This is a genomic window from Pseudomonas sp. GW821-FHT12A04 (assembly GCF_058807755.1).
On sequence record NZ_JBXAQZ010000007.1, the window covers coordinates 197,316 to 216,931 of the forward strand.

17 protein-coding genes are annotated in these 19,616 nt (G+C 62.0%); 5 read left to right on the plus strand and 12 right to left on the minus strand.

The window, feature by feature from the left end; translation table 11 throughout:
• Nucleotides 1-142: 142 nt before the first annotated feature.
• From AC1RS8_RS13350 to AC1RS8_RS13380, 7 genes are all read right to left on the minus strand, one after another.
• A complete protein-coding gene (locus tag AC1RS8_RS13350; protein ID WP_057715266.1) occupies nucleotides 143-1,615 on the minus strand; it encodes an aldehyde dehydrogenase family protein in 1,473 nt (490 codons plus the stop codon).
• Entirely contained in the window at nucleotides 1,608-2,435 is an 828-nt protein-coding gene (locus AC1RS8_RS13355; RefSeq protein ID WP_489340443.1) for an ABC transporter permease, read from the minus strand. Before AC1RS8_RS13355 ends, AC1RS8_RS13350 begins: the two co-directional genes overlap by 8 nt.
• Before the next feature lies 1 nt (nucleotide 2,436).
• Nucleotides 2,437-3,354: an ABC transporter permease gene (locus AC1RS8_RS13360; protein ID WP_489340444.1), complete on the minus strand. Its 918-nt coding sequence runs from the start codon at nucleotides 3,352-3,354 to the stop codon at nucleotides 2,437-2,439.
• A gap of 31 nt (nucleotides 3,355-3,385) precedes the next feature.
• The gene (locus AC1RS8_RS13365) at nucleotides 3,386-4,528 is read right to left on the minus strand and encodes an ABC transporter substrate-binding protein (RefSeq protein ID WP_489340445.1); all 1,143 of its coding nucleotides are present in this window, start codon (nucleotides 4,526-4,528) and stop codon (nucleotides 3,386-3,388) included.
• Between the two features lie 39 nt (nucleotides 4,529-4,567).
• On the minus strand, nucleotides 4,568-5,683 hold the full coding sequence (locus AC1RS8_RS13370) for an ABC transporter ATP-binding protein (RefSeq protein ID WP_057715262.1): 1,116 nt from the start codon (nucleotides 5,681-5,683) through the stop codon (nucleotides 4,568-4,570).
• Between the two features lie 356 nt (nucleotides 5,684-6,039).
• Nucleotides 6,040-6,864, minus strand: a complete 825-nt coding sequence (locus AC1RS8_RS13375) for a response regulator transcription factor (protein WP_493162822.1) — start codon at nucleotides 6,862-6,864, stop codon at nucleotides 6,040-6,042.
• Between the two features lie 171 nt (nucleotides 6,865-7,035).
• On the minus strand, nucleotides 7,036-8,256 hold the full coding sequence (locus AC1RS8_RS13380) for an MFS transporter (protein ID WP_489340447.1): 1,221 nt from the start codon (nucleotides 8,254-8,256) through the stop codon (nucleotides 7,036-7,038).
• A 133-nt stretch (nucleotides 8,257-8,389) separates the two neighbouring features.
• On the opposite strand from AC1RS8_RS13380, the gene AC1RS8_RS13385 reads away from it, so the two are divergent.
• A complete protein-coding gene (locus tag AC1RS8_RS13385) occupies nucleotides 8,390-9,163 on the plus strand; it encodes an AraC family transcriptional regulator (RefSeq protein ID WP_489340448.1) in 774 nt (257 codons plus the stop codon).
• Nucleotides 9,164-9,216: 53 nt separating this feature from the next.
• Here AC1RS8_RS13385 and AC1RS8_RS13390 read toward each other — a convergent pair whose 3' ends face one another.
• Complete coding sequence (locus AC1RS8_RS13390) at nucleotides 9,217-10,563, minus strand: 2-hydroxycarboxylate transporter family protein (RefSeq protein WP_489340449.1); 1,347 nt, start codon at nucleotides 10,561-10,563, stop codon at nucleotides 9,217-9,219.
• 128 nt (nucleotides 10,564-10,691) lie between these two features.
• Between AC1RS8_RS13390 and AC1RS8_RS13395 the strand changes: the two genes are divergently transcribed.
• Nucleotides 10,692-11,609, plus strand: a complete 918-nt coding sequence (locus AC1RS8_RS13395) for a LysR substrate-binding domain-containing protein (RefSeq protein WP_057715257.1) — start codon at nucleotides 10,692-10,694, stop codon at nucleotides 11,607-11,609.
• A gap of 144 nt (nucleotides 11,610-11,753) precedes the next feature.
• Here the strand turns inward: AC1RS8_RS13395 and leuD are convergent, their stop codons facing one another.
• Both leuD and leuC read right to left on the minus strand, forming a co-directional pair.
• On the minus strand, nucleotides 11,754-12,362 hold the full coding sequence (leuD, locus tag AC1RS8_RS13400; protein ID WP_489340450.1) for a 3-isopropylmalate dehydratase small subunit: 609 nt from the start codon (nucleotides 12,360-12,362) through the stop codon (nucleotides 11,754-11,756).
• Nucleotides 12,363-12,365: 3 nt separating this feature from the next.
• Entirely contained in the window at nucleotides 12,366-13,787 is a 1,422-nt protein-coding gene (gene leuC, locus AC1RS8_RS13405; RefSeq protein WP_090454929.1) for a 3-isopropylmalate dehydratase large subunit, read from the minus strand.
• A 250-nt stretch (nucleotides 13,788-14,037) separates the two neighbouring features.
• Between leuC and AC1RS8_RS13410 the strand changes: the two genes are divergently transcribed.
• Nucleotides 14,038-14,661 carry an NIPSNAP family protein gene (locus tag AC1RS8_RS13410; protein WP_489340451.1) on the plus strand — a complete coding sequence of 208 codons (624 nt, stop codon included), beginning with the start codon at nucleotides 14,038-14,040 and terminating at the stop codon, nucleotides 14,659-14,661.
• A 33-nt stretch (nucleotides 14,662-14,694) separates the two neighbouring features.
• Here AC1RS8_RS13410 and AC1RS8_RS13415 read toward each other — a convergent pair whose 3' ends face one another.
• Entirely contained in the window at nucleotides 14,695-15,609 is a 915-nt protein-coding gene (locus AC1RS8_RS13415; protein ID WP_057715253.1) for a LysR family transcriptional regulator, read from the minus strand.
• Nucleotides 15,610-15,715: 106 nt separating this feature from the next.
• Here AC1RS8_RS13415 and AC1RS8_RS13420 point away from each other — a divergent pair, with 106 nt between their 5' ends.
• Both AC1RS8_RS13420 and AC1RS8_RS13425 read left to right on the plus strand, forming a co-directional pair.
• On the plus strand, nucleotides 15,716-17,455 hold the full coding sequence (locus tag AC1RS8_RS13420) for an amidohydrolase (protein WP_493162827.1): 1,740 nt from the start codon (nucleotides 15,716-15,718) through the stop codon (nucleotides 17,453-17,455).
• An 85-nt stretch (nucleotides 17,456-17,540) separates the two neighbouring features.
• Complete coding sequence (locus tag AC1RS8_RS13425) at nucleotides 17,541-18,281, plus strand: TorF family putative porin (RefSeq protein WP_489340452.1); 741 nt, start codon at nucleotides 17,541-17,543, stop codon at nucleotides 18,279-18,281.
• Nucleotides 18,282-18,327: 46 nt separating this feature from the next.
• Here the strand turns inward: AC1RS8_RS13425 and AC1RS8_RS13430 are convergent, their stop codons facing one another.
• Nucleotides 18,328-19,614, minus strand: a complete 1,287-nt coding sequence (locus AC1RS8_RS13430; protein ID WP_489340453.1) for an NAD(P)/FAD-dependent oxidoreductase — start codon at nucleotides 19,612-19,614, stop codon at nucleotides 18,328-18,330.
• Nucleotides 19,615-19,616: the final 2 nt, after the last annotated feature.

The following is a 19,616-nucleotide window of genomic DNA, read 5'->3' on the forward strand; positions in this document are numbered from 1 at the left end:
GATCTTCAGTGAACACCAATCCTGCGGCTGGCCACAATCCCTGTGGGAGCGGGCTTGCCCGCGAAGAGGCCGGCACATTCAACAGAGATATTGACTGACCCACTTCTATCGCGAGCAAGCTGGCTCCCACCGTGTGACCTGTTTACTTCAAGTACCACCCCCAAGGCTGGTCGCTGACGTACTCGGTTACCTGTTTGACCTCCAGGTAATTGTGTAACCCCCATTGGCCCAGTTCGCGGCCGATGCCGCTGTGTTTCATGCCGCCCCAGGGGGCTTCGACGAAGGTCGGTTGCGAGCAGTTGACCCAGACGATCCCTGCACGCAACTGGTTGGCGACCCGGGCGGTGCGCTGCAAGTCCGCGCTCATCACGGCAGCGGCCAGGCCGAAGCGACTGGCGTTGGCCATCTGCAGCGCTTGCTCTTCGGTCTTGAAGCGCTTGATGCACAGCACCGGGCCGAACACTTCTTCGCGCCACAAAATACTGCTGTGGCCAGGCTCGTCGAAAATCGCTGGCTCGACGAAGTAACCTTCGCGCAAGTGCGCCGGTCGCCGTCCGCCCGTGAGCAAACGGGCGCCACTGGCCAGTCCCTGGTCGATGAAGCCGAGCACCTTGTCGTACTGGCCCTGGCTGACCAGCGGACCGAGCAGCACGCCGGGCTGCATGCCTGGGCCAATGCTGATCTTGCGGGTTTCCTCCACCAGCCGTTCGATCAGGCGCGCAGCGATGGTTTCCTGCACCAGCAGACGAGACGTGGCGCTGCACACCTGGCCCTGGTTCCAGAAAATCCCGAACAAAATCCACTCCACGGCGGCTTCGACATCGGCGTCATCGAACACGATAAAGGCAGACTTGCCGCCCAGTTCCAGGCTGATGTTCTTGATGTCGCGGGCCGCCGCCGACATGATTTTCGCGCCGGTGGGCACGCTGCCGGTGAAGGCCAGTTTGTCCACCCCCGGATGCTCGGTGAGCGGGCTGCCGGCATCGGCGCCTAGGCCGGTGACCAGGTTCAAGACCCCGGCGGGCAAGCCGATACGATCGGCGGCAGCGGCCAGTTCCAGGGCGGTCAGCGGCGTCAGTTCCGACGGCTTCAACACCACAGTGGCCCCGGCTGCCAAAGCCGGCGCAACCTTCCACGCGGCCATCAGCAGCGGGTAGTTCCAGGGAATGATCTGCCCGGCCACGCCAATCGGCTCGTGGCGGATGCGGCAGCAGAAACGCGCGTCCGGCAAGGCCAGCGGCTGATCCTGTTGCTGATCCAGTTCGCGGGCCAACCCGGCGTAGTAGCGAAAACAGGCGATGGCGTCACCAATGTCCCACTGCGCTTCGGGCAAGGGTTTGCCGTTGTCGCGCACTTCCAGTTCCGCCAGCGCCTGCTGGCCACTTTCCAGTTCATCGGCCAGCGCCTCCAGCCATTGCCCGCGCTCGGCGCCGCTGGTCTGGCCCCAGCCATTGTCGAAGGCACGCCGGGCCGCACGCACGGCATGATCGACGTCTTCTTCGGTGCCCGCCGCCACGCGGTGGAAGGCCTGTTCGGTAGCCGGATCAATCACGTCCAGATAGCCGCCCAGGTCCGGGCTGACCCATTCGCCGTTGATATAGAGCTGATCACGCATGGTGCGACTCCTGGACGCCGGTGCGGCGGTTTTGCAGATGGCGGGAAGTGAACAGCAGGGCCAGCGACACGCAGATGATTACCGTGGAAATTGCGTTGATCTCCGGCGTCACGCCACGGCGGATGGAGGAAAAGATGTAGATCGGCAACGTCGTTTCGGAACCGGCAACGAAGAACGCGATGATGAAATCGTCGAAGCTGAAGGTGAACGCCAACAGGAACCCGGCCATGATCGCGGGGCTGATCTGCGGCAGGGTCACCCGCCAGAAGGTGTCCATCGGTGGCGCGTACAGGTCCGCGGAGGCTTCCAGCAAGGCCTTGTCCAGGGAATCGACGCGGCTGCGCACGATCACCATCACCAGTGCCATGGTGAAAAGCGAATGCGCGGCGATCACGGTGAAGAACCCCATGTTCAACTTCGGTACCGTCGGCAACCAGGTCGCCAGCAACGGGTTGATCAGGTCGAACAGGCTGATGAAGGCAATCAGCGTCGAGATGCCGATGACGATGCCCGGCACGATGATCGCGCAATAGGTCAGCGCATCGAACAGCATCCGTACCTTGGCGCCGCAGCGCTGCAAGCCGAACACCGCCAGGGTGCCGAACAGCGTGGCGATCACCGCCGAACTGAACGCGATCAGCGCGCTGTTGCCCAGGGCTTCCATGATGAACGGGTTGCCGAACGCGGTGCCGAACCATTGCACCGAGCAGCACTGGAACGCCAGGCCACTGCGCCCGGCGTTGAAGCTGAACAGCACGATCAAGGCAATCGGCGCGTAGAGAAACAGGTACAGCGAGGTTGAATAGCTGCGCAGCCACATGTCACAGGCCTCCGTCGGCAGGGCGGCCGCCGTAGCGCGCCACCAGTTTCAGATACACGCCGATGATCAGCAGCATCATCGCCACCAACGTCATGGCCAGCGCACTGCCGAACGGCCAGTTGCGCGATTGCAGGAACAGGTCGACCAGCGCGTTGCCGACAAAGAACACCTTGCCGCCACCGAGAATGGCCGGGATCAGGAACTCGCCCATCAACAGGATGAACACCAGCATCACCCCGGTGATGATCCCCGGCGCGGACAAGGGCAGGGTGATGCGCCGGAAACTTTCGAAGGCGCTGGCACCGAGGTCCGCCGAGGCTTCGAGCAGGCGCTTGTCGAGTTTTTCCAGGCTGACGTAGATCGGGAACACCATCAGTGGCAGGTAGCCGTAGACGATGCCGATCAGCACCGCCCACGGCGTGTTGATCAACCGCACATCCTCTAGGCCCAGGCTGGCCAGCAGCGCCGGGATGCCCTTGCCGCTGAGGATGAAAATCCACGCATAGGTGCGGATCAGGAAACTGGTCCAGAACGGCACGATCACCAGGGTCAGCAACAGCGAGCGGTTCCTTGTGACCTTGACCGCAAGGAAGTACGCCAATGGATAAGCCGCCACCAGGCACACCAGGGTGCCCAGCGGCGCCAGCATCAGCGTGTTGCTGAACGCCGCGCCGCGAGAACCGAGGTTCAGGTAGTTGGCCAGTGTGAAGCCACCGGCGTAACCGCCCACGGCGCTGCGCTCGCCGAAACTGAAGACCAGGATGATCACCAGCGGCATCAACAACTGCAGCAGGAACCACAGGGTCGAAGGCAAGAGCATCAGCAGGGTAATGCGCCGGCCGAGGCTGCGCCGTTGGCGAACCTCGACCGACAGGGCATGGCCCGGCTGCACCGTTTGCGGGTGGGCGGCGGCATTCATGGGTGACTCCTCATTGGCCATGGTCAAGCGATCAGGCGGACTTGAATCGCGCCATCAGTTCGGCGCGCGCCGGGCTGGTCAGCGTCGCGGCGGCACCGAACTCCAGCGGGCTCAGGGCCTCGGCGGCCGGGTACATGATCGGATCGTCGAGCATCGCCACAGGCAGCAGCGCGTCGACACGTTTGTCGCCGCTCGGGTAGCCGTGGCTCAGCACTTCCAGCTTGTTGTGCTGCGGATCGAGCAGGTAGTTGATGAACGCGTAGGCGGCATCCTTGTGCTCCGAGCTTTTGGGAATCGCGAAGAAGTCGCTCCACAACTCGCCGCCTTCCTTGCCCAGTTCGAACTGCATTTGCGCATTGTCGCGGTGCAGTTGCGAAGCATCTCCGGTCCAGGACATCGCCAGCCAGGCATCGCCGCTGCGCATCGACGGCTGGATGTCGGAGTTGATCGCGAACAGGTGTGGCTTGACCTCGATCAGCAGCTTTTCGGCATCGGCCAGTTCTTTCGGGTCCAGGGAGTTGAAGCTGTAGCCGAAGCTTTTCAGAGCGTTGCCGATGGCGGTCAACTGGTAGTCGTGGACCATCGTCCGGCCACTGGCCGGGCCTTGGGCGGCGGTCCAGAATTCCTTCCAGCTGGCTGGGCCGTTCTTCAGTTTGCCGGCGTCGTAGAGCATGCCGGTGGTGCCCCAGTTTTTCGGTACCGCGTAGACCTTGCCGTCCACCGTGCCCTGGGCCATGAACTTTTGCTGGAACGCCGAGGCGTCGAAGTTGGGGATGCGCGACAGGTCCAGCGGCTCGATCAGGCCCAGGCCGACGTAGGTGCTGATGGTGTAGTTGGTCGGCACCAGCACGTCCCAGCCGCTGCCGCCGGCCTGCAATTTGGCGAGCATTTCCTCGTTGGAACCAAACACGCTCATCGACACCCGGGCGCCTGTGGTCTTGCCGAAGGCGTCGAGGTTTTCCTGGCTGTGGTAGTTCGGCCAGGTCGCCAGCGACAGGCGATCACCGAGCTTGGTTTGCTCGGCGGCTTCTGCGGTGGAGGTCAGCAGGCCGGGCATGTTGGTCGCGACCACGGCGGCGGCGATCCCAAGGCCCGTGCGGCCAAGGAACTCACGGCGGCTGATCGAGCCGTTCTGCCAGCTGCGCAGGGTTTTTATAAAAGTCTTCTGGTCCATAGCACGCTCCACATCCGGTTGATGAAACGAATCGATGATTTACAACGCCATGGCCAGGCCATTGGCGTGATCCCAGCCGACGCGCACTGCCGCGCCGTGTTCGAATGCATTGGCGCCGTGATCCTGCTGGCGCGGAACCCGTACGCAAACCACGCCAAAGGCCTGAGTGCGCACGCGGTACTCGGTGGAATTGCCCAGGTAAATGCGATCTTCGACGCAGCCCGACAGCTTCACTTCCCGGGTCATCTCGGCGTTGGCCCCGGCGATGCTGATCAGCTCCGGGCGCACCGCAATGCAACCGGCGGTGTTGGCGCTCAGGGCTTTGCCGGTGGGGGTGAGGGGGCTGGTCAGTTCCAGCCCTTGCTCGGTGCGCAGCACCACGGAGTTGCCGTTGAGCTGGCGCACGGTGCCGTCGAACAGATTGGACTCACCGATAAAATCCGCCACGTAGCGGCTGGCCGGGGCTTCATAGAGTTGTTCCGGAGTGGCGGTCTGGATGATCGAACCGTTGTGCATCACGCTGATGCTGTCACTCATCGACAGGGCTTCTTCCTGGTCGTGGGTGACCAGCACGAAGGTGATGCCGACCTCGCGTTGCAAGCGCAGCAATTCCGATTGCATCTCCTTGCGCAGCTTGCGGTCCAGCGCGGCCAGTGGCTCGTCGAGCAGCAACACCGTCGGCTTGTTGACCAAGGCGCGGGCGAGGGCGACACGCTGCTGCTGGCCGCCGGAAAGCTCGCTCGGCTTGCGCTGGCCGAAGCCGCTCAGGCGTACCATCTCCAGCGCCTCATCGGCCATGCGCAGTTGCTGTTTTTTGTCAGGGCGCGGGGTGCGATAGCGCAGGCCGTAGGCAATGTTCTGCGCCACGGTCAGGTGCGGGAACAGCGCGTAATGCTGGAACACCATGTTCACCGGTCGCTCGAAGGCCGGCACGCCGGCAACGCTCTTGCCGGCCAAGCGGACCTCGCCGCTGGTGGGCTGTTCGAAGCCGGCGATCATGCGCAGGGTGGTGGTCTTGCCGCAGCCCGAGCCGCCGAGGAAGGAATGAAACGAGCCACGGCGCACCGCGAAATTCAGACCGCCGACGGCCTGCACCTCGCCATAGCGTTTGACCACATTGCAGAATTCGATATCGCTTGGCGGGGTGTTGTTCACGAGACGGGCTCCCTTGCAGTGATGAATCAGTGCGTTGGGGGCCAAACTAGCAATCGGGGTTTTGCGGTGTATATATCCCTTGGGGGATAGAAGCGGATTGTCGTAGGAGCGAGCTTGCTCGCGATGGACCCAAGAGCACTGCGTTCAGCCAGTCATCACGCGTATTCGTTAACGACCATCGCGAGCAGGCTCGCTCCTACAGGGATTTGAGGTGAATACAAATTTTGTTTACACCGCCGACCATTGTGGGAGCGAGCTTGCTCGCGATGGCGGTGTGTCAGACACATGGATGTTGAATGTAAGGCCGCAATCGCGAGCAAGCTCGCTCCCACAGGGGGGCTGCTAGCCGACAGGGATCAGGCTTGCAGCTTGAGGCCGGGGGCCTGCAACGGATCCTCCGTCAGCTCTCGAATAAACAACCCCAGCAACTCCGACTGGCTGCCGATGCCCAGCTTGGCGTAGATGTTCTTGCGGTGAATCTTCACCGTGCCGGGGCTGATGTTCAGTTGTTCGGCCACCGAGGTGCTGGAGTGGCCGCGCAGCAACAGTTGAACGATTTCCTGCTCGCGTCCGGTAAGGATGTGCGCACCGAACTGGTCGAAGGCTTCGCGGATCTTGAAGTCCAGGTCCTGCGCCGGTCGCGGTTCCTGAGCCTGACGCAAGCGCCAGGCCTCATTGATGACCTGCTCGACCACCGCTTGCGCGCACTCGACCAGTTGCATTTCGTCCCGGCTGAATGCACGGCTGGCGCTGGAGCGCATCAGCGACAACACCGCCATGGCGCCACCGCCGAGGTCGACGAAGAACGCCACTTCCTCGGCCAGTCCGGTTTGCTGGTAATAGGTCAGGAAGTACTCGCCGAGGTAGAAGTGGTCGGGGGCGAACTGGCGCAGACGCCACAACCCCGGCGCCTGCCCGCGTGTACAAGCCAGGTAGAAGGGATCCAGCAGGTAAGGCCCGCACTGATAGTCGTCGACATACACCGCCCGCTTGTCCGCCGAGAACGTATCGAACAACGCCAGTGGCCGGTGATTGCCTTCGTAGACAAACAACACGAAATGATCGACCGGGCAGATTTGCCGAAGCCAATGGCTCAGCCCCGACAACCGCCCATGCCCGGCAGGCAGGTCGAGCAGGTGGGCGACACCGGTGGTCCAGAGTTTCAGTTCCTTGGGGCGCATGGCGGCTACAGGCAGAAGAGGATGGCCTTTGGATGCACAAAGTACGCCATGGCGGTATTGCCCGTGTGAAGCGCGGCGGTTGGCGGTGCGTCGTGGCGAAGACGCACCGCAACAGGGCTTGGTGTTACCGAGTGCTACAGGGCAGGTATCAAAAATGATCGGCTGAATCCTTTAGAGAGCACTCCGGGTCGAAGGCAACAGGATCGTCAGAATCCCCAGCAACGGCAGGAACGAACACAGCGTGTACACGTACTCGATGCCATGGATGTCCGCCAGGTGCCCCAGCAGCGCGGCACCGATCCCGCCGAAACCGAACATCAGGCCGAAGAACACCCCGGCGATCATGCCGACGTTGCCGGGCACCAGTTCCTGGGCGAAGACCACGATGGCCGAGAACGCCGAGGCGAGGATGAAGCCGATGAGCATACTCAGCACGCCGGTCCAGAACAGGTCGACGTAGGGCAGGGCGAGGGTGAACGGCGCGGCGCCGAGGATGGAAAACCAGATCACCTGCTTGCGGCCGATCCGGTCGCCGATCGGGCCACCAAAGAACGTGCCCGCCGCGACGGCGCCAAGAAACAGGAACAGGTACAGCTGCGAACTGGCCACCGACAGGTCGAACTTCTCGATCAGGTAGAAGGTGAAGTAACTGGTGAAGCTGGCCATGTAGAAGTATTTGGAAAACACCAGCAGCGCCAACACCACCAGGGCGAACGTCACCCGCCGCTTTGACAGGCCATGGGTGGCCTTGCTGCCTTGCTTGAGCTTGAACAGGTTCAGGTGATTGCGGTACCAGCGGCTCAGGCCGTATTGCACGAGGATGGCAAACACCGCGAACAGGCCGAACCAGGCGACGTTGCCCTGGCCGTACGGAATGATGATCGCGGCGGCCAGCAATGGGCCGAAGGCGCTACCGGCGTTGCCACCGACCTGGAAGGTCGACTGCGCCAGGCCGTAGCGACCGCCCGAAGCCAGGCGCGCCACCCGCGAGGTCTCCGGGTGAAAGGTCGACGAACCTACGCCCACCAGCGCCGAGGCCACGAGAATGGCCGGGAAGCTGCCGACCATCGACAGCATCAGAATACCGATCAGGGTGCAGACCATGCCGGCCGGCAACAGCCACGGTTTGGGATGACGGTCGGTGTAGAAACCGATCCACGGTTGCAGCAGCGAGGCGGTGAGCTGGAAGGTCAGGGTGATCAGGCCGACCTGGGTGAAACTCAGGCCATAACTGGCCTTGAGCATCGGGTAGATCGACGGCAGCACGGCCTGGATCAGGTCGTTGATCAGGTGCGCCAGCGCACAGGCGCCGATGACGCGCATGACCAGGGGGCTGGCCTGGCTAGCCACCGAAGCGGTGGGTGAGGGAGAGCTCAGGGTAGTGGTCGACATGGGCGAGTTTCCGGATAAAAACGCGAACTGCGAACGCAAGGCGCAGCCAATTTCAGGGTTCGGCGTTATCCTAGGGGCCTCAACGGCGCCCGTCTCGCGCAACTCGGGCGTGGACCATCGCAAAAAGGGCGTCATGATCAAACCATTGCAGACATTTCTCGCGGAGATCGACCAGGGCGGCTGGAGCGTACGCAGCAGTGCGACCGACTACCCGGAAAACTGGTTCATCCCGCCGCACTCCCATGAAAAGCATCAACTGATCTATGCCATCGAAGGCGTGATGGTGGTGCACGCCGCCACCAGCCAATGGACGGTGCCGCCGAGCCGTGGCATCTGGATGCCGAGCGGTGAAGTGCACTCGATTCGTTGTGTGGGGGCGATCAAGATGCGCAGCGTTTTCGTGCGCCCTGACCCGAGCCTGGATCTGCCCGCCGAAACCCGGGCGGTGAGTGTTTCCGCGTTGCTGAGCGAGCTGATCAAGGTCTCGGTCGATTTCGACTTCGCCTGCAATCCGGACTCGCGGGAAGCCCGGGTGCTGCGGCTGATCCTGGATGAGCTGACGATCCTGCCGACCTTGCCATTGAACCTGCCGCAGCCCGCCGACCAACGTATCAACCTGATCTGTAATGCGTTGCAGCGTGACCCTGGGGATGGCTCGACGTTGTCGGACTGGAGCGCCCGGTTGAGCCTCGACGCCAAAACCATCCAGCGCAGGTTTCGCAAGGAAACCGGCATGACTTTCGGCCAATGGCGCCAGCAAGCGCGACTGCTGTTGGCGCTGGAACGGATAGCCGTCGGGGAGAAGATCATCGACATCGCCGGGGAGCTGGGATACGACAGCCCAAGCGCATTCACGACCATGTTCAAGAAGCAGTTCGGCAAGACGCCGAGCGATTTTTTCAAGTGATGGAAAGGGTGTTCTCTTGCACAAGAGAACACCCTTGGGTCACCGGCACCGCGTCAAACAAAAAGCCGCAACAGTATCGTCGCCAGAATCACCGTCGAGGCACCGCCAATGCGCGTGGAGATCTGCGCGAACGGCATCAGCGACATGCGGTTGGAAGCCGACAGGATCGCCACGTCTCCGGTGCCGCCCAGGCCGCTGTGACAGCAGGTCACGATGGCCGATTCGATGGGGTACATCTTCATCAGGTTGCCGATGAAGAAGCCGGCTACGGTCATCGACACCACCACCGAGACGCATACCAGCACGTAGCCGACCGAGAACACTTTCACCACACTGTCCAGCGGCACGTAGAGCATGCCCAGGCCGATCATCACCGGCCAGATGAACGCCGATGACACCAGTTTGTAAAAGCTGTTGGCGCCTTTCTCGAGTTTTTCCGGCAGCACCCGAAGGTACTTAAACAGCACCGCCGCGAGGATCATCATCACCGGGCCGGGAATGCCCACGACTTTTTCCAGTAGGCCGCCGAGGACGAAGAACGCGCAGATTACCAGCACCCCTGCACCCATGACGCGGAAGTCGACAATAGTGCCTGTGTCTTCCTTGACCAGGAATTGGTCATTCTCGTCCTTGGCGCGAATCAGCGAGCCTTCGCCATTGATGGTCGGGCGCTTGAGGGCCAGGCGCGCCAGGTAACCGGCACAGATGATCGCCACGATGTTGCCGACCACGGCGGCGGGCGCCAGTTGAGCCACGTAGATATCCGGGGTGCCGCCGAGGATTGCCGAGTAGGCCAGCGACAGGGGCAGTATCCCTTCGCCGATCCCGCCGCCAATGATTGGCACGATGATGAAAAAGAACGTGTGGTGGAAGCTGTAGCCGACCAACTTGCCAACGATCAACCCGCTGGCAACGGCGGCCAGGGTGCCGACGAGCAAGGGAATGAACATCCGCAGCATGCCCTGAACCAGAATGAAACGGCTCATGCCCAGAATGCTGCCGACCACCAGGCTGGCGATCACGAAGTAAAGGAAGTTGGCTTCCTTCATCAGCATTTTGGTGGCGTCGATCGTCGCCGGTCCGAAGAAGCCGTAGAACACCAGGATCGATGGCAGCATCAGGCACAGGATGGCACCGCCGCCGATTTCCTTGAGGATCGGCAGGCGCGAGCCCATTTGGCCGAAAAACACGCCCATGGTCATGATGACGGCGAGCCCGCCGATTATGTTCTTGGGCAGGAAGCCCAGATGTGCCGAGAGATAAACGATGACCGCGATGCCGAGAAAGATCGGCAGCGGGATGACGCCGATTTCGTAGGCGCACAGGCTGCGCAGGCGTTGCACAAATCCGCCGTCGGAGGCGGTTTCGATTTTCAGGGATTGTTCATAGGGCTTGTTCATGTCGCGCTTTCCTCATGTTGTTTTTATCGAGGATTCAGAAACCACGGTTGGCCGGGGATGGATTGCCACTCGGTAGATCGATGGTATCCTTCGCTAATAACGCAATAAACAGCGAAAGTATGAGGCGTATGAACACGAATCGTGATCAATTTCCCTTGCCTGAAGACCTCAAGGTGTTCCTCACCGTCGTTCGAAAAAACGGCTTCGCCAGCGCTGCCGAGGAGCTGGGGTATTCCCCGGCGTACATCAGCAAACGCATCTCCGTGCTGGAAACCACGCTCTCGACTCGGCTGCTGCACCGCACCACACGGCGCATCGCGCTGACTGACGACGGCGAGCGGGTGCGGGTGTGGGCGGAGAAGTTGCTGGGTGACTTCGATGACTTCGTCGGCGAAATATCCCAGGCGCGGCAACAGCCGATGGGTTCGCTGCACATCTGCAGCAGCTTCGGTTTCGGGCGCAACCATGTGGCACCGGCGATCTGCGAGCTGTCGCAAACCTATCCCAGGCTTGAATTGCGCCTGGACGTGTTTGATCGCGTGGTCGACATCGTCGGCGAGGGCTTCGATCTGGAAATCCGCGTGGGTGATGACCTGCCGGGCCAGCACCTGGGACGCAAACTGGTGAGCAACCGGCGGGTGCTGTGTGCGACGCCCGAATACCTGGAGCGCAGGGGTGTGCCGCAATCGCTGGCGGACTTGAAAGACCACGATTGCCTGGTGCTCAAGGAACGCAACAACGCGTTCGGCGTGTGGAGCCTGACGAAGGACGGGCAGGAAGAATCGGTACGCGTCAGCGGGCCGTTATCGTCCAACAACGGTGAGATCGTGTTGCAGTGGGCCCTGAGTGGCGGCGGGATCCTGTTGCGCTCGATGTGGGATGTGAAGCCGATGCTGGAGCAGGGGCGACTGGTGCAGGTGCTGCACGATTACACCCAGAGCGCCAACGTCTGGGCGGTGTACCCGACGCGGTTGAGCCAGTCGGCCAAGCTGCGGGTTTGCGTCGAGTTTCTCGAGGAATACTTTCGTCATCTTTCGGTTGAATAAACCACCGGCATCTCTGTAGGAGCGAGCTCGCTCGCGATGGTCGTTAACGATAACGCGTGTTTACTGGTTAAACGCGGTGCCGTTGAGTCCATCGCGAGCGAGCTCGCTCCTACAGAGCATTAGATCCGCCGCCGGGGTTTTGCATCAGCCCAACCAGGGATTTTCCGCCAGATGCCGGGCCTCGAAACGGCGAATCTGTTCGGCGCGTTGCAACGTGGTTCCAATGGCATCCAGCCCCAGCAGCAATGATTGCTTGCGCAGTTCATCGATCCCGAACGGGATCACGTTGCCGTCTGCCAGTTCGATGGTTTGTTCCGGCAGATTGACGCTGATTCGAGCCGTTGCCGGGTTGCTGGTCAACGCGGCAATCTGATTGAGTTGAACCTCGGTCAGCTGGATTGCCAACACGCCATTGCGTTGGCAATTGTCGTAGAAAATACCGGCGAAGCTGGTGCCGATCAGGGCGCGTATGCCGACCTGTTTCAGCCCCCAGACCGCATGTTCGCGGCTCGAACCACAGCCGAAATTGGGACCCACCACCAGGAACGCAGCCTCGCTCCAGGCCGGTTGGTTGAGGATGAACCCGGGATCGGGTTCGCCGGACTCAAGGAACCTCAAGTCAAAGAACAGACCCTTGTCCAGCCCCTTGCGATCAATCCCTTTGAGGAACTGCTTGGGCATGATCACGTCGGTGTCGATGTTGGAGGCCAGGAGCGGGGCGGCGCTGCCGCTGACGAAATCGAAAGATTGCATGGTTCAAGCCTCCAGCGCGAAGGTGCGCACGTCGGTCAGGTGCCCGGTAATCGCTGCGGCGGCGACCATGGCCGGGCTCATCAAATGGGTGCGCGCACCGGCGCCTTGGCGGCCTTCGAAGTTGCGGTTGGTGCTTGAGGCGCAGCGATCACCGGGGGCGAGCACGTCGTCATTCATCGCCAGGCACATCGAACAGCCCGACTGGCGCCATTCAAACCCGGCGTCGAGGAAGATCTGCGCCAGCCCTTCGTCTTCGGCCTGATCACGCACCAGGGTCGAACCGGGAACAATCATGGCCCGCACGTGGGCTGCCACCCGTTTGCCGCGCACGACGCGGGCGACATCGCGCAAGTCTTCGATGCGCGCGTTGGTGCATGAGCCGATGAAGGCGTGGCTGATCACCACGTCGCTGAGCGGCATGCCCGGTGTCAGGCCCATGTAGTTCAGGGCGCGTTGCATGCCCTGACGCAGGATCAAGTCAGGTTGCGCGGCCGGGTCCGGCACATGCCCGCCCACCGATGCGGCCTGATCGGGGCTGGTGCCCCAGGTGACCATGGGTTCGAGCGCCGCGACATCCAGGGTGACTTCGCGATCGAACACCGCACCTTCGTCGCTGTGCAGGCCGCGCCATTTTGCGACGGCCTGTTCCCACAGTTGGCCTTGGGGGGCACGGGGTTTGTGTTGCAGATACGCAAAGACCTTGTCATCCGGTGCCATGAACGCGCCTCGGGCGCCCGCTTCGACGGCCATGTTGCAGATGGTCATGCGCGCTTCGACGCTGAGGTCGCTGATCGCCGGGCCGGCGAACTCGATGGCATAGCCGGTGGCACCGGAAGCGCCGATTTTTTCGATCAGGGCCATGATGATGTCCTTGGACGTCACGCCCGTACCGAGTACACCGTTAACCGTCACGCGCATTGTCTTCAGGCGCTTGTAGACCAGGGTTTGCGAGGCCAGCAGGTGTTCGATTTCCGAAGTGCCAATGCCGAAACCGAAGGCACCGAGGGCACCGTAGGTAGTGGTGTGGCTGTCGCCGGCGGCAACGACCATGCCGGGCAGGATAAAGCCTTGTTCGGGGGCCACGACGTGCTCGATGCCCTGGCGCTTGTCCAGCACGTCGAACAGTTCGATACCGAAGTCGCGGCAGTTTTCTTCGAAGTAAGACACCTGACGAGCGCCGCCAGCGTCCGGCATGGCGGCAGTGCGTGTCGGTGCCGTGGGATTGACGTGGTCGACGACCGCCAGGGTCGCGCCCGGGCGCCAGGCTTTGCGACCGGCTTCGCGCATGCCACTGAAGGCTTGCGGGCTGGTGTATTCGTTGGCGACCTGGCGGTCGATGTACAAAAGCACGTGGCCCTGATCGTCGAGGGCGCATACGGTGTGGCTGTCGATGTGTTTTTGGTAGAGCGTTCTGGGGCTGTGCATGGAGTGGGCTCTTGTTGTCATGCGAGATCACGGAGATGTACCCACAGCATATTCGTCGCCATTCCTGCATCAAGCGCCATTAAGTGAAGGCATTGAACACGATCTGTGAATTACCGGGCGCTGCTCAACGTAAAGAAACTACCTAGAACACTGCGGCAAATACCTTTGCCTATGGGGTTCGTCTCAATATCCCGCTGGTGGCGGCTGCCCTAGGCTGTGTGCTTTTGGCAAACCGGTGGGCGGAGTTGTTATGCGTTTATTTGAACTGATCACTTTTACCGTGCGGGTGCGCACGGTTGCGCAAGCGTTGGCGCAGATCGAGGCGGCGCTGGACGACCCGAAAGTCGGCGGCACGTTGATAGGCTGCTGGGCTTCGGAGATCGGCCAGTTGAACCAGATCGCCGTGCTGCGTGGCTACGCCGACGAACACCTGAGGCAAGCCGAGCGCGAGCGTTTCCTGCTGGGGGGTGGGGCGTTTGGCATCAACGAATTCATCTGCGATCTGCGCATCGAAAACTACACGCTGTTTCCCTTCCTCGAACCCTTGAGCGCAGGCCAGTACGGTCCGTTCTATGAGTTACGCGTCTACGACCTGATCAGCAGCGGCTTGCAGCCCACCCTCGACGGCTGGAGCAAAGCCATCGAAGCGCGGACCGCCGAGCAGTATTCGCCAGTGTACGCGGCGTTTTACGCCACCGACGGTGCGCTGCCGCGCTATCTGCACATCTGGCCATGGACCACCCTTGAACAACGCTTGCAGGTGCGCACCCAGGCGGTTGCCGACGGCGTCTGGCCGCCGGAAAATTCCGGCCCGCAACTGCGCGACATGCGCTCGACGATCTACCTGCCTGCAACGTTCTCGCCCTTGCAATGACCAAAGTACGGTTTGACTGGCCGGATGCCCGCCTCAATGCAACGCCTGCTCGTCCAGGTACTCGTTCAGGCACTCGATGAACGCCTGATGCTTGCGCGTGTGGCGTCGGTGCGCTGGGTAAATCACATGGATTTTCCGGCCGAACTGCTCAGGGTCGAGGTCGGCGTCCGGTAGCAGTTGCACCAGTTCGCCGCGCCTGAGGTAGGGCGCGGCGCTCCACTGCGGGCAGAACTGCAAACCCCGGCCGGCCAGCAGGGCGCCGAACAGGAAGTCATAGTTGTCGCTGCTCAGCCGGGGTATCGGCTGGGGGATTCGTTTGCGTTCGCCTTCGTGCTCCAACCACCAGTAATGCGGGTTGAGGGCGGGATGACGAAACAGCAGCCAATCATGTTGATTGAACGTGTGGGGTTGAACCTCCAGCGGGTTGCGTTGCAAGTAGCGGGGGCTGGCGCACAAGAGGATGCGGTTGGCGGTCAGTGGGCGGGTGATCAGGTCGGGCAGTTCCACCGGGCCGTCTCGCACCGCCAGGTCGAACCGGCCTTCGACCAGGTCGACGAACTCATCGCTCAGCACCACGTCCAGGCGCATCTGCGGGTAGCGCTCGAGAAATCGACAGCACACCGCATTGAGAAAGGCCGGCGCGAAGGAGGGTGGGGCGGTCACGCGCAGCAGGCCATACATTTCCCGCTGCAACTGGTCGATGTCCTCTCGGGCTTGCTGCAGTTGCGTGAGCACTTGCCGCGAACTGGCGAGGAAAATCTCCCCGGCCTCGGTCAGCGCGATGCGTCGCGTGGAACGCTCGAACAGGCGCGTGCCCAATTCCTCCTCCAGGTGGGTGATGGCCCGGGTCAGGGCCGAGGTGGTCTTGCCCAATTGCGAGGCGGCGCGGGTGAAACTGCCCTGGTCGGCGGTTTCGACAAACATCGCGATGGCGCTGAGTTGGTCCATGCAGTGTTTCCTGTTTGGAAAGTATGTGTTGCGTGGGCCGAGTATTCTTTACTGCCGCCCGGTTCGCTAGTCTCTCGGCATTCTTACAAGAAAAAGGTGCGGGACGATGAAGCGAATACTCCAGTCGGCATTGGCCATGGCTATTGGTCTTTCCTCTATGGAAAGCATGGCGACCGCCGATCTGATTTTGCATAACGGCAAAGTCTTTACCGCCGAGCAAGGCAAGGCCCTGCAACAGGCAGTGGCCGTGGAGGACGGAAAAGTCGTCAAGGTCGGCAGCGACGCCGAGGTGCTGGCCCTCAAGGACCCCGGCACGCAAGTCATCGACTTGCAGGGCAAGGTGTTGATGCCCGGCCTTATTGACACCCACAGCCACGCGGTGTTTGGTGGGATGAAGCTCAAGTCCGCCGACCTTGAGACACAAATGCTGCCGTTCGACGAACTGGAGCAGCGCTTGCGCGAGTGGCGCGACAACGGCAAGGCACGGCATGGCGACATCCTGGTCGTCGGTGGAACACCCTCGACCTACTGGAGTCAGGTGGCGGAGTTTGAAAAGCGCTTCAACCAGGGCGAGTGGGCAGGCACGCCGATATTGTTCGTCGGTTGGGATTACCACACCGGTTGGGCCAACAAGGCCCTGCTCAAACGCGCCGGTATCGATGCCGAGCGGGTCAAGGCACTCACTGGCGAAGCGGTGGCGACCATCGGCCACCATGACGACAACACTCCCAATGGCTTCGTCGCCGATGCCGGTCTGTCGGCGGTGATGTCGCAGCTGCCGCCCGCCAGCCTTGAGCAATTGATCGGCGCAGCCGAAGCTGCCCGCGATCTTTACCACAGCCTGGGCGTGACGGCCCTGATGGACCCTGCGGCCAACGCGGTGCCCGGGGATGCGTTGTTCGACTTCAAGCCCACGGTGAAAAATGTCGGGGTGCTGCCGGCCTACAAGGCGTTGGCGGACAAGGGCGAACTGCGTATGCACGTGGCGGCCTTGATGGTCGTCAACCCCAAGAGCAAACCCGCCGACCTTGAGGTCATGGAGCAGGTCCGCCAGCAGTTTGCCGATGTCGACAATCTAAGCCTACCCGGCATCAAGGTGTTTGCCGATGGTGTGGCCGAGTTTCCGGCACAAACCGCCTCGTTGCTGTCGCCCTACAAGAACTCGCTCAAGGGCGGCGAATTGCTGATCGACCCGGCGCACTTCGGCGAATTGGTGGGCGCTGCCGATGCCCGCGGCTGGCTGGTGCATGTGCATGCCATCGGTGATCGTGCGGTGCGTGAATCCCTCAATGGCATCGAGCAGGCGCGTCGCGAAGGGCACAACAACGTGGCCCACTCCGTCACCCACTTGCAGATGGTCAACCCCAAGGAATTCACCCGGTTCAAGCCGCTCAACGTCATCGCATCGATGCAGCTTTACTGGGCATCGGCAGACGAGCTGAGCATCGACTTGCTGCAGCCTTACATCAATGCCATGCAATTTCAGTTCATGTACCCGGCGCGTTCGTTGCTCAAGAACGGCGCGACCATTTCCGGGGCCAGCGACTGGCCGGTGTCGACACCGGATCCGTGGAAAGCGATCGGGCAAGCCATCAGCCGTAAAGGCCCCAAGGGTGTGCTGAACCAGGCAGAAGCCATCGACCGCGAAACCATGTTCAACGCCTACACCCGCAACGCCGCGAAAACCATTGGCCTGGAGCAGCAGATCGGTACGCTGACCCCTGGCAAGCAAGCCGACATGATCGTTGTCGATCGCGATGTGTTCAGTGCGCCGGAAACGCAACTGGCCGACACCCAAGTGCTCAAGACTTACTTCGCCGGCCGCGAAGTCTACAGCCGCCCGTAACTCCCCTCTGTTCGCCCACCCTTTGCCCAGTCGGCAAGGGGAGGGCGAAGCCTTGCCAACTCAATAATAAGAAAGGACCTGAAACATGCATCGCCCTGCATTGACCCTGTTTGTCGCCTGCACTTTTTTGCCGCTGGCCGCCCACGCCATTACGCTGAACGATGACTTTCAACTGATGCTCAAACCGGCGGTGGTCAGCGACTACCGCAGCCGTGGCTTGTCGCTGACTCTGGGCGACCCGGCGGCGCAACTGGACGCCACACTGCTGCACAGCAGCGGCGCCTACGCCGGGGTCTGGACCTCCAATGTCGATTTCGGCCTGAACTATAAAACCCGGTTGGAGCAGGATTTCTACGCGGGCTTCTTCAAGCAGATCACCGATGACGTCAGTCTCGACCTGGGCTACCTCAAGTACACCTACGCCAGGCAATCGGACTTCAACCAGAGCGAGGTCTACGCCATCGTCAAAGCCTATGGCTTCAAGTTCGCCAGTTACTACTCCAACGATTTGCAGACTTTCGTGGGCAAGGACCAGGACACCCTCTACACCTGGCTGGGCTACAGCTACGCGCTACCGGCGGACACGGGACTGGAGGTGCGCTATGGCCGATTCGATTTCAAGGATGACGTGTTCATTGCCGGTAACGGCGATGCCCGCGGCGACTATCACGAGTGGGAGGCTCGGCTGACCCATAGCGCCGTGGGCGTCGACTGGGCGGTGGCCTACATCGACACCGGTCTTTCCGCGCACGAGTGCACTAGCTACTACGGCTATGGCGACGTGTGCACCGCCACCGTTGTGGTCAGCGCCAGCAAGACCTTCTGATCGAGGTGCGCTAGCGTCCTGATCAGAAGGTTTTCGGTGGGTTCATTCAGAAACGATCCAGCCTGTACGGCGCAGTCGCCGGCAGGCTGTGGGGCTGGGTGCCAGTCAAGGGCGAGGCCATTTGCGCGATCATTTCCGCCGTGACCGCCGCCTGGGTCAACCCCAGATGCTGATGACCGAAGGCGAGCAGGACCCTGCCGTCGCACACCCGGTCGATGATCGGCAGGGAGTCGGGCAAGGACGGCCGGAAACCCATCCACGGCGTGGCGGCTTCGGCACTCAGGTCGCGTTTGAACAGGCCTTTGCTCAGGCGGTGCAACTGCCAGGCGCGTTCCATGGTCGGTGGGCAGTCGAGACCGGCGAACTCGACGGTGCCGGCCAGGCGCAGCCCGTCTGCCATCGGCGTCATGATGAACTTGCGCTCCAGTGAAGTGACGGCAAACGGCAAGCGTTCGTGCTCGTGGGGCAGCATCAGGTGATAGCCGCGCTCGGTGTCCAGCGGCACCTTCTTGCCGGTCAATGCAGCGGTGAGCTTGGCGGAATGGGCGCCACAGGCAACCAGCACGTGTCGACTGCTGACGCGTCCTCGATTGGTGATCAACGACACGCCGCTTTCATTCAATTGCCCACCCTCGACCCGCTGCTTGAGGAACTGCACGCCGCTGCTTTTGGCCGCGTGCACCAGTTCACCGACCACCTGGAAGGGATCGAGAAAATGCCCGGTGCGCGGGAAGAACAATCCGCCCCGGAGCTGCTCGCTGAGTTGCGGCGCCGCATCGCGTACCGCCTTGGCCCGCCAGAAATCCACCGGCACTTGCTGCTGGCGCATGCGCGCCTGTAGCGCTTCGATGGCCTGTTGCGAGTCGGCGCGCTCGAACACCAGCAACGAGCCGTCTTCCTTCAGCAACTGGGGACGTTCGATGGTCTCCAGCAACCGGTGCCAGGCCCCCAGGCTGCTTTCATTGAGCGCGCGGATGCCGGCCACGGTGCGCTGGAACGGCGCCGGTCGCAGGTTGAGCAACAGGCGTGCGAACCAGGGCAGGGCCCGGGGCATGTATTTCCAGTCCAGGCGCAGCGGGCCCATCGGGTCCATGAGCATGGCGGGCAGGCGTTTGAGGATCGATAGGTCGGCGATGGGGAACACCTGCTCGGTGGCCAGGTGCCCGGCATTGCCGAACGAGGCGCCACGACCGGGCTCCTGCTGATCGATGACCACCACCCGCCGGCCCTGGCGCGCCAGGCGCAGGGCGCAGGCGACGCCGATGATCCCGGCGCCGATCACGGCAACGTCCGACACTGTATTGGGGCTGTTGAAAAGGGAGTCGTTGGACATGG

Excerpts from the sequence above, each read along its gene's own strand:
- AC1RS8_RS13380 (WP_489340447.1), bottom strand. The coding sequence starts at position 8,256 with ATGTCGACCACTACCCTGAGCTCTCCCTCACCCACCGCTTCGGTGGCT.
- AC1RS8_RS13355 (WP_489340443.1), bottom strand. The coding sequence starts at position 2,435 with ATGTGGCTGCGCAGCTATTCAACCTCGCTGTACCTGTTTCTCTACGCG.
- AC1RS8_RS13410 (WP_489340451.1), top strand. The coding sequence starts at position 14,038 with ATGCGTTTATTTGAACTGATCACTTTTACCGTGCGGGTGCGCACGGTT.
- AC1RS8_RS13430 (WP_489340453.1), bottom strand. The coding sequence starts at position 19,614 with ATGTCCAACGACTCCCTTTTCAACAGCCCCAATACAGTGTCGGACGTT.
- AC1RS8_RS13425 (WP_489340452.1), top strand. The coding sequence starts at position 17,541 with ATGCATCGCCCTGCATTGACCCTGTTTGTCGCCTGCACTTTTTTGCCG.
- AC1RS8_RS13415 (WP_057715253.1), bottom strand. The coding sequence starts at position 15,609 with ATGGACCAACTCAGCGCCATCGCGATGTTTGTCGAAACCGCCGACCAG.
- AC1RS8_RS13365 (WP_489340445.1), bottom strand. The coding sequence starts at position 4,528 with ATGGACCAGAAGACTTTTATAAAAACCCTGCGCAGCTGGCAGAACGGC.
- AC1RS8_RS13385 (WP_489340448.1), top strand. The coding sequence starts at position 8,390 with ATGATCAAACCATTGCAGACATTTCTCGCGGAGATCGACCAGGGCGGC.
- leuD (WP_489340450.1), bottom strand. The coding sequence starts at position 12,362 with ATGCAATCTTTCGATTTCGTCAGCGGCAGCGCCGCCCCGCTCCTGGCC.
- AC1RS8_RS13350 (WP_057715266.1), bottom strand. The coding sequence starts at position 1,615 with ATGCGTGATCAGCTCTATATCAACGGCGAATGGGTCAGCCCGGACCTG.
- AC1RS8_RS13360 (WP_489340444.1), bottom strand. The coding sequence starts at position 3,354 with ATGAATGCCGCCGCCCACCCGCAAACGGTGCAGCCGGGCCATGCCCTG.
- leuC (WP_090454929.1), bottom strand. The coding sequence starts at position 13,787 with ATGCACAGCCCCAGAACGCTCTACCAAAAACACATCGACAGCCACACC.
- AC1RS8_RS13420 (WP_493162827.1), top strand. The coding sequence starts at position 15,716 with ATGAAGCGAATACTCCAGTCGGCATTGGCCATGGCTATTGGTCTTTCC.
- AC1RS8_RS13375 (WP_493162822.1), bottom strand. The coding sequence starts at position 6,864 with ATGCGCCCCAAGGAACTGAAACTCTGGACCACCGGTGTCGCCCACCTG.
- AC1RS8_RS13390 (WP_489340449.1), bottom strand. The coding sequence starts at position 10,563 with ATGAACAAGCCCTATGAACAATCCCTGAAAATCGAAACCGCCTCCGAC.
- AC1RS8_RS13395 (WP_057715257.1), top strand. The coding sequence starts at position 10,692 with ATGAACACGAATCGTGATCAATTTCCCTTGCCTGAAGACCTCAAGGTG.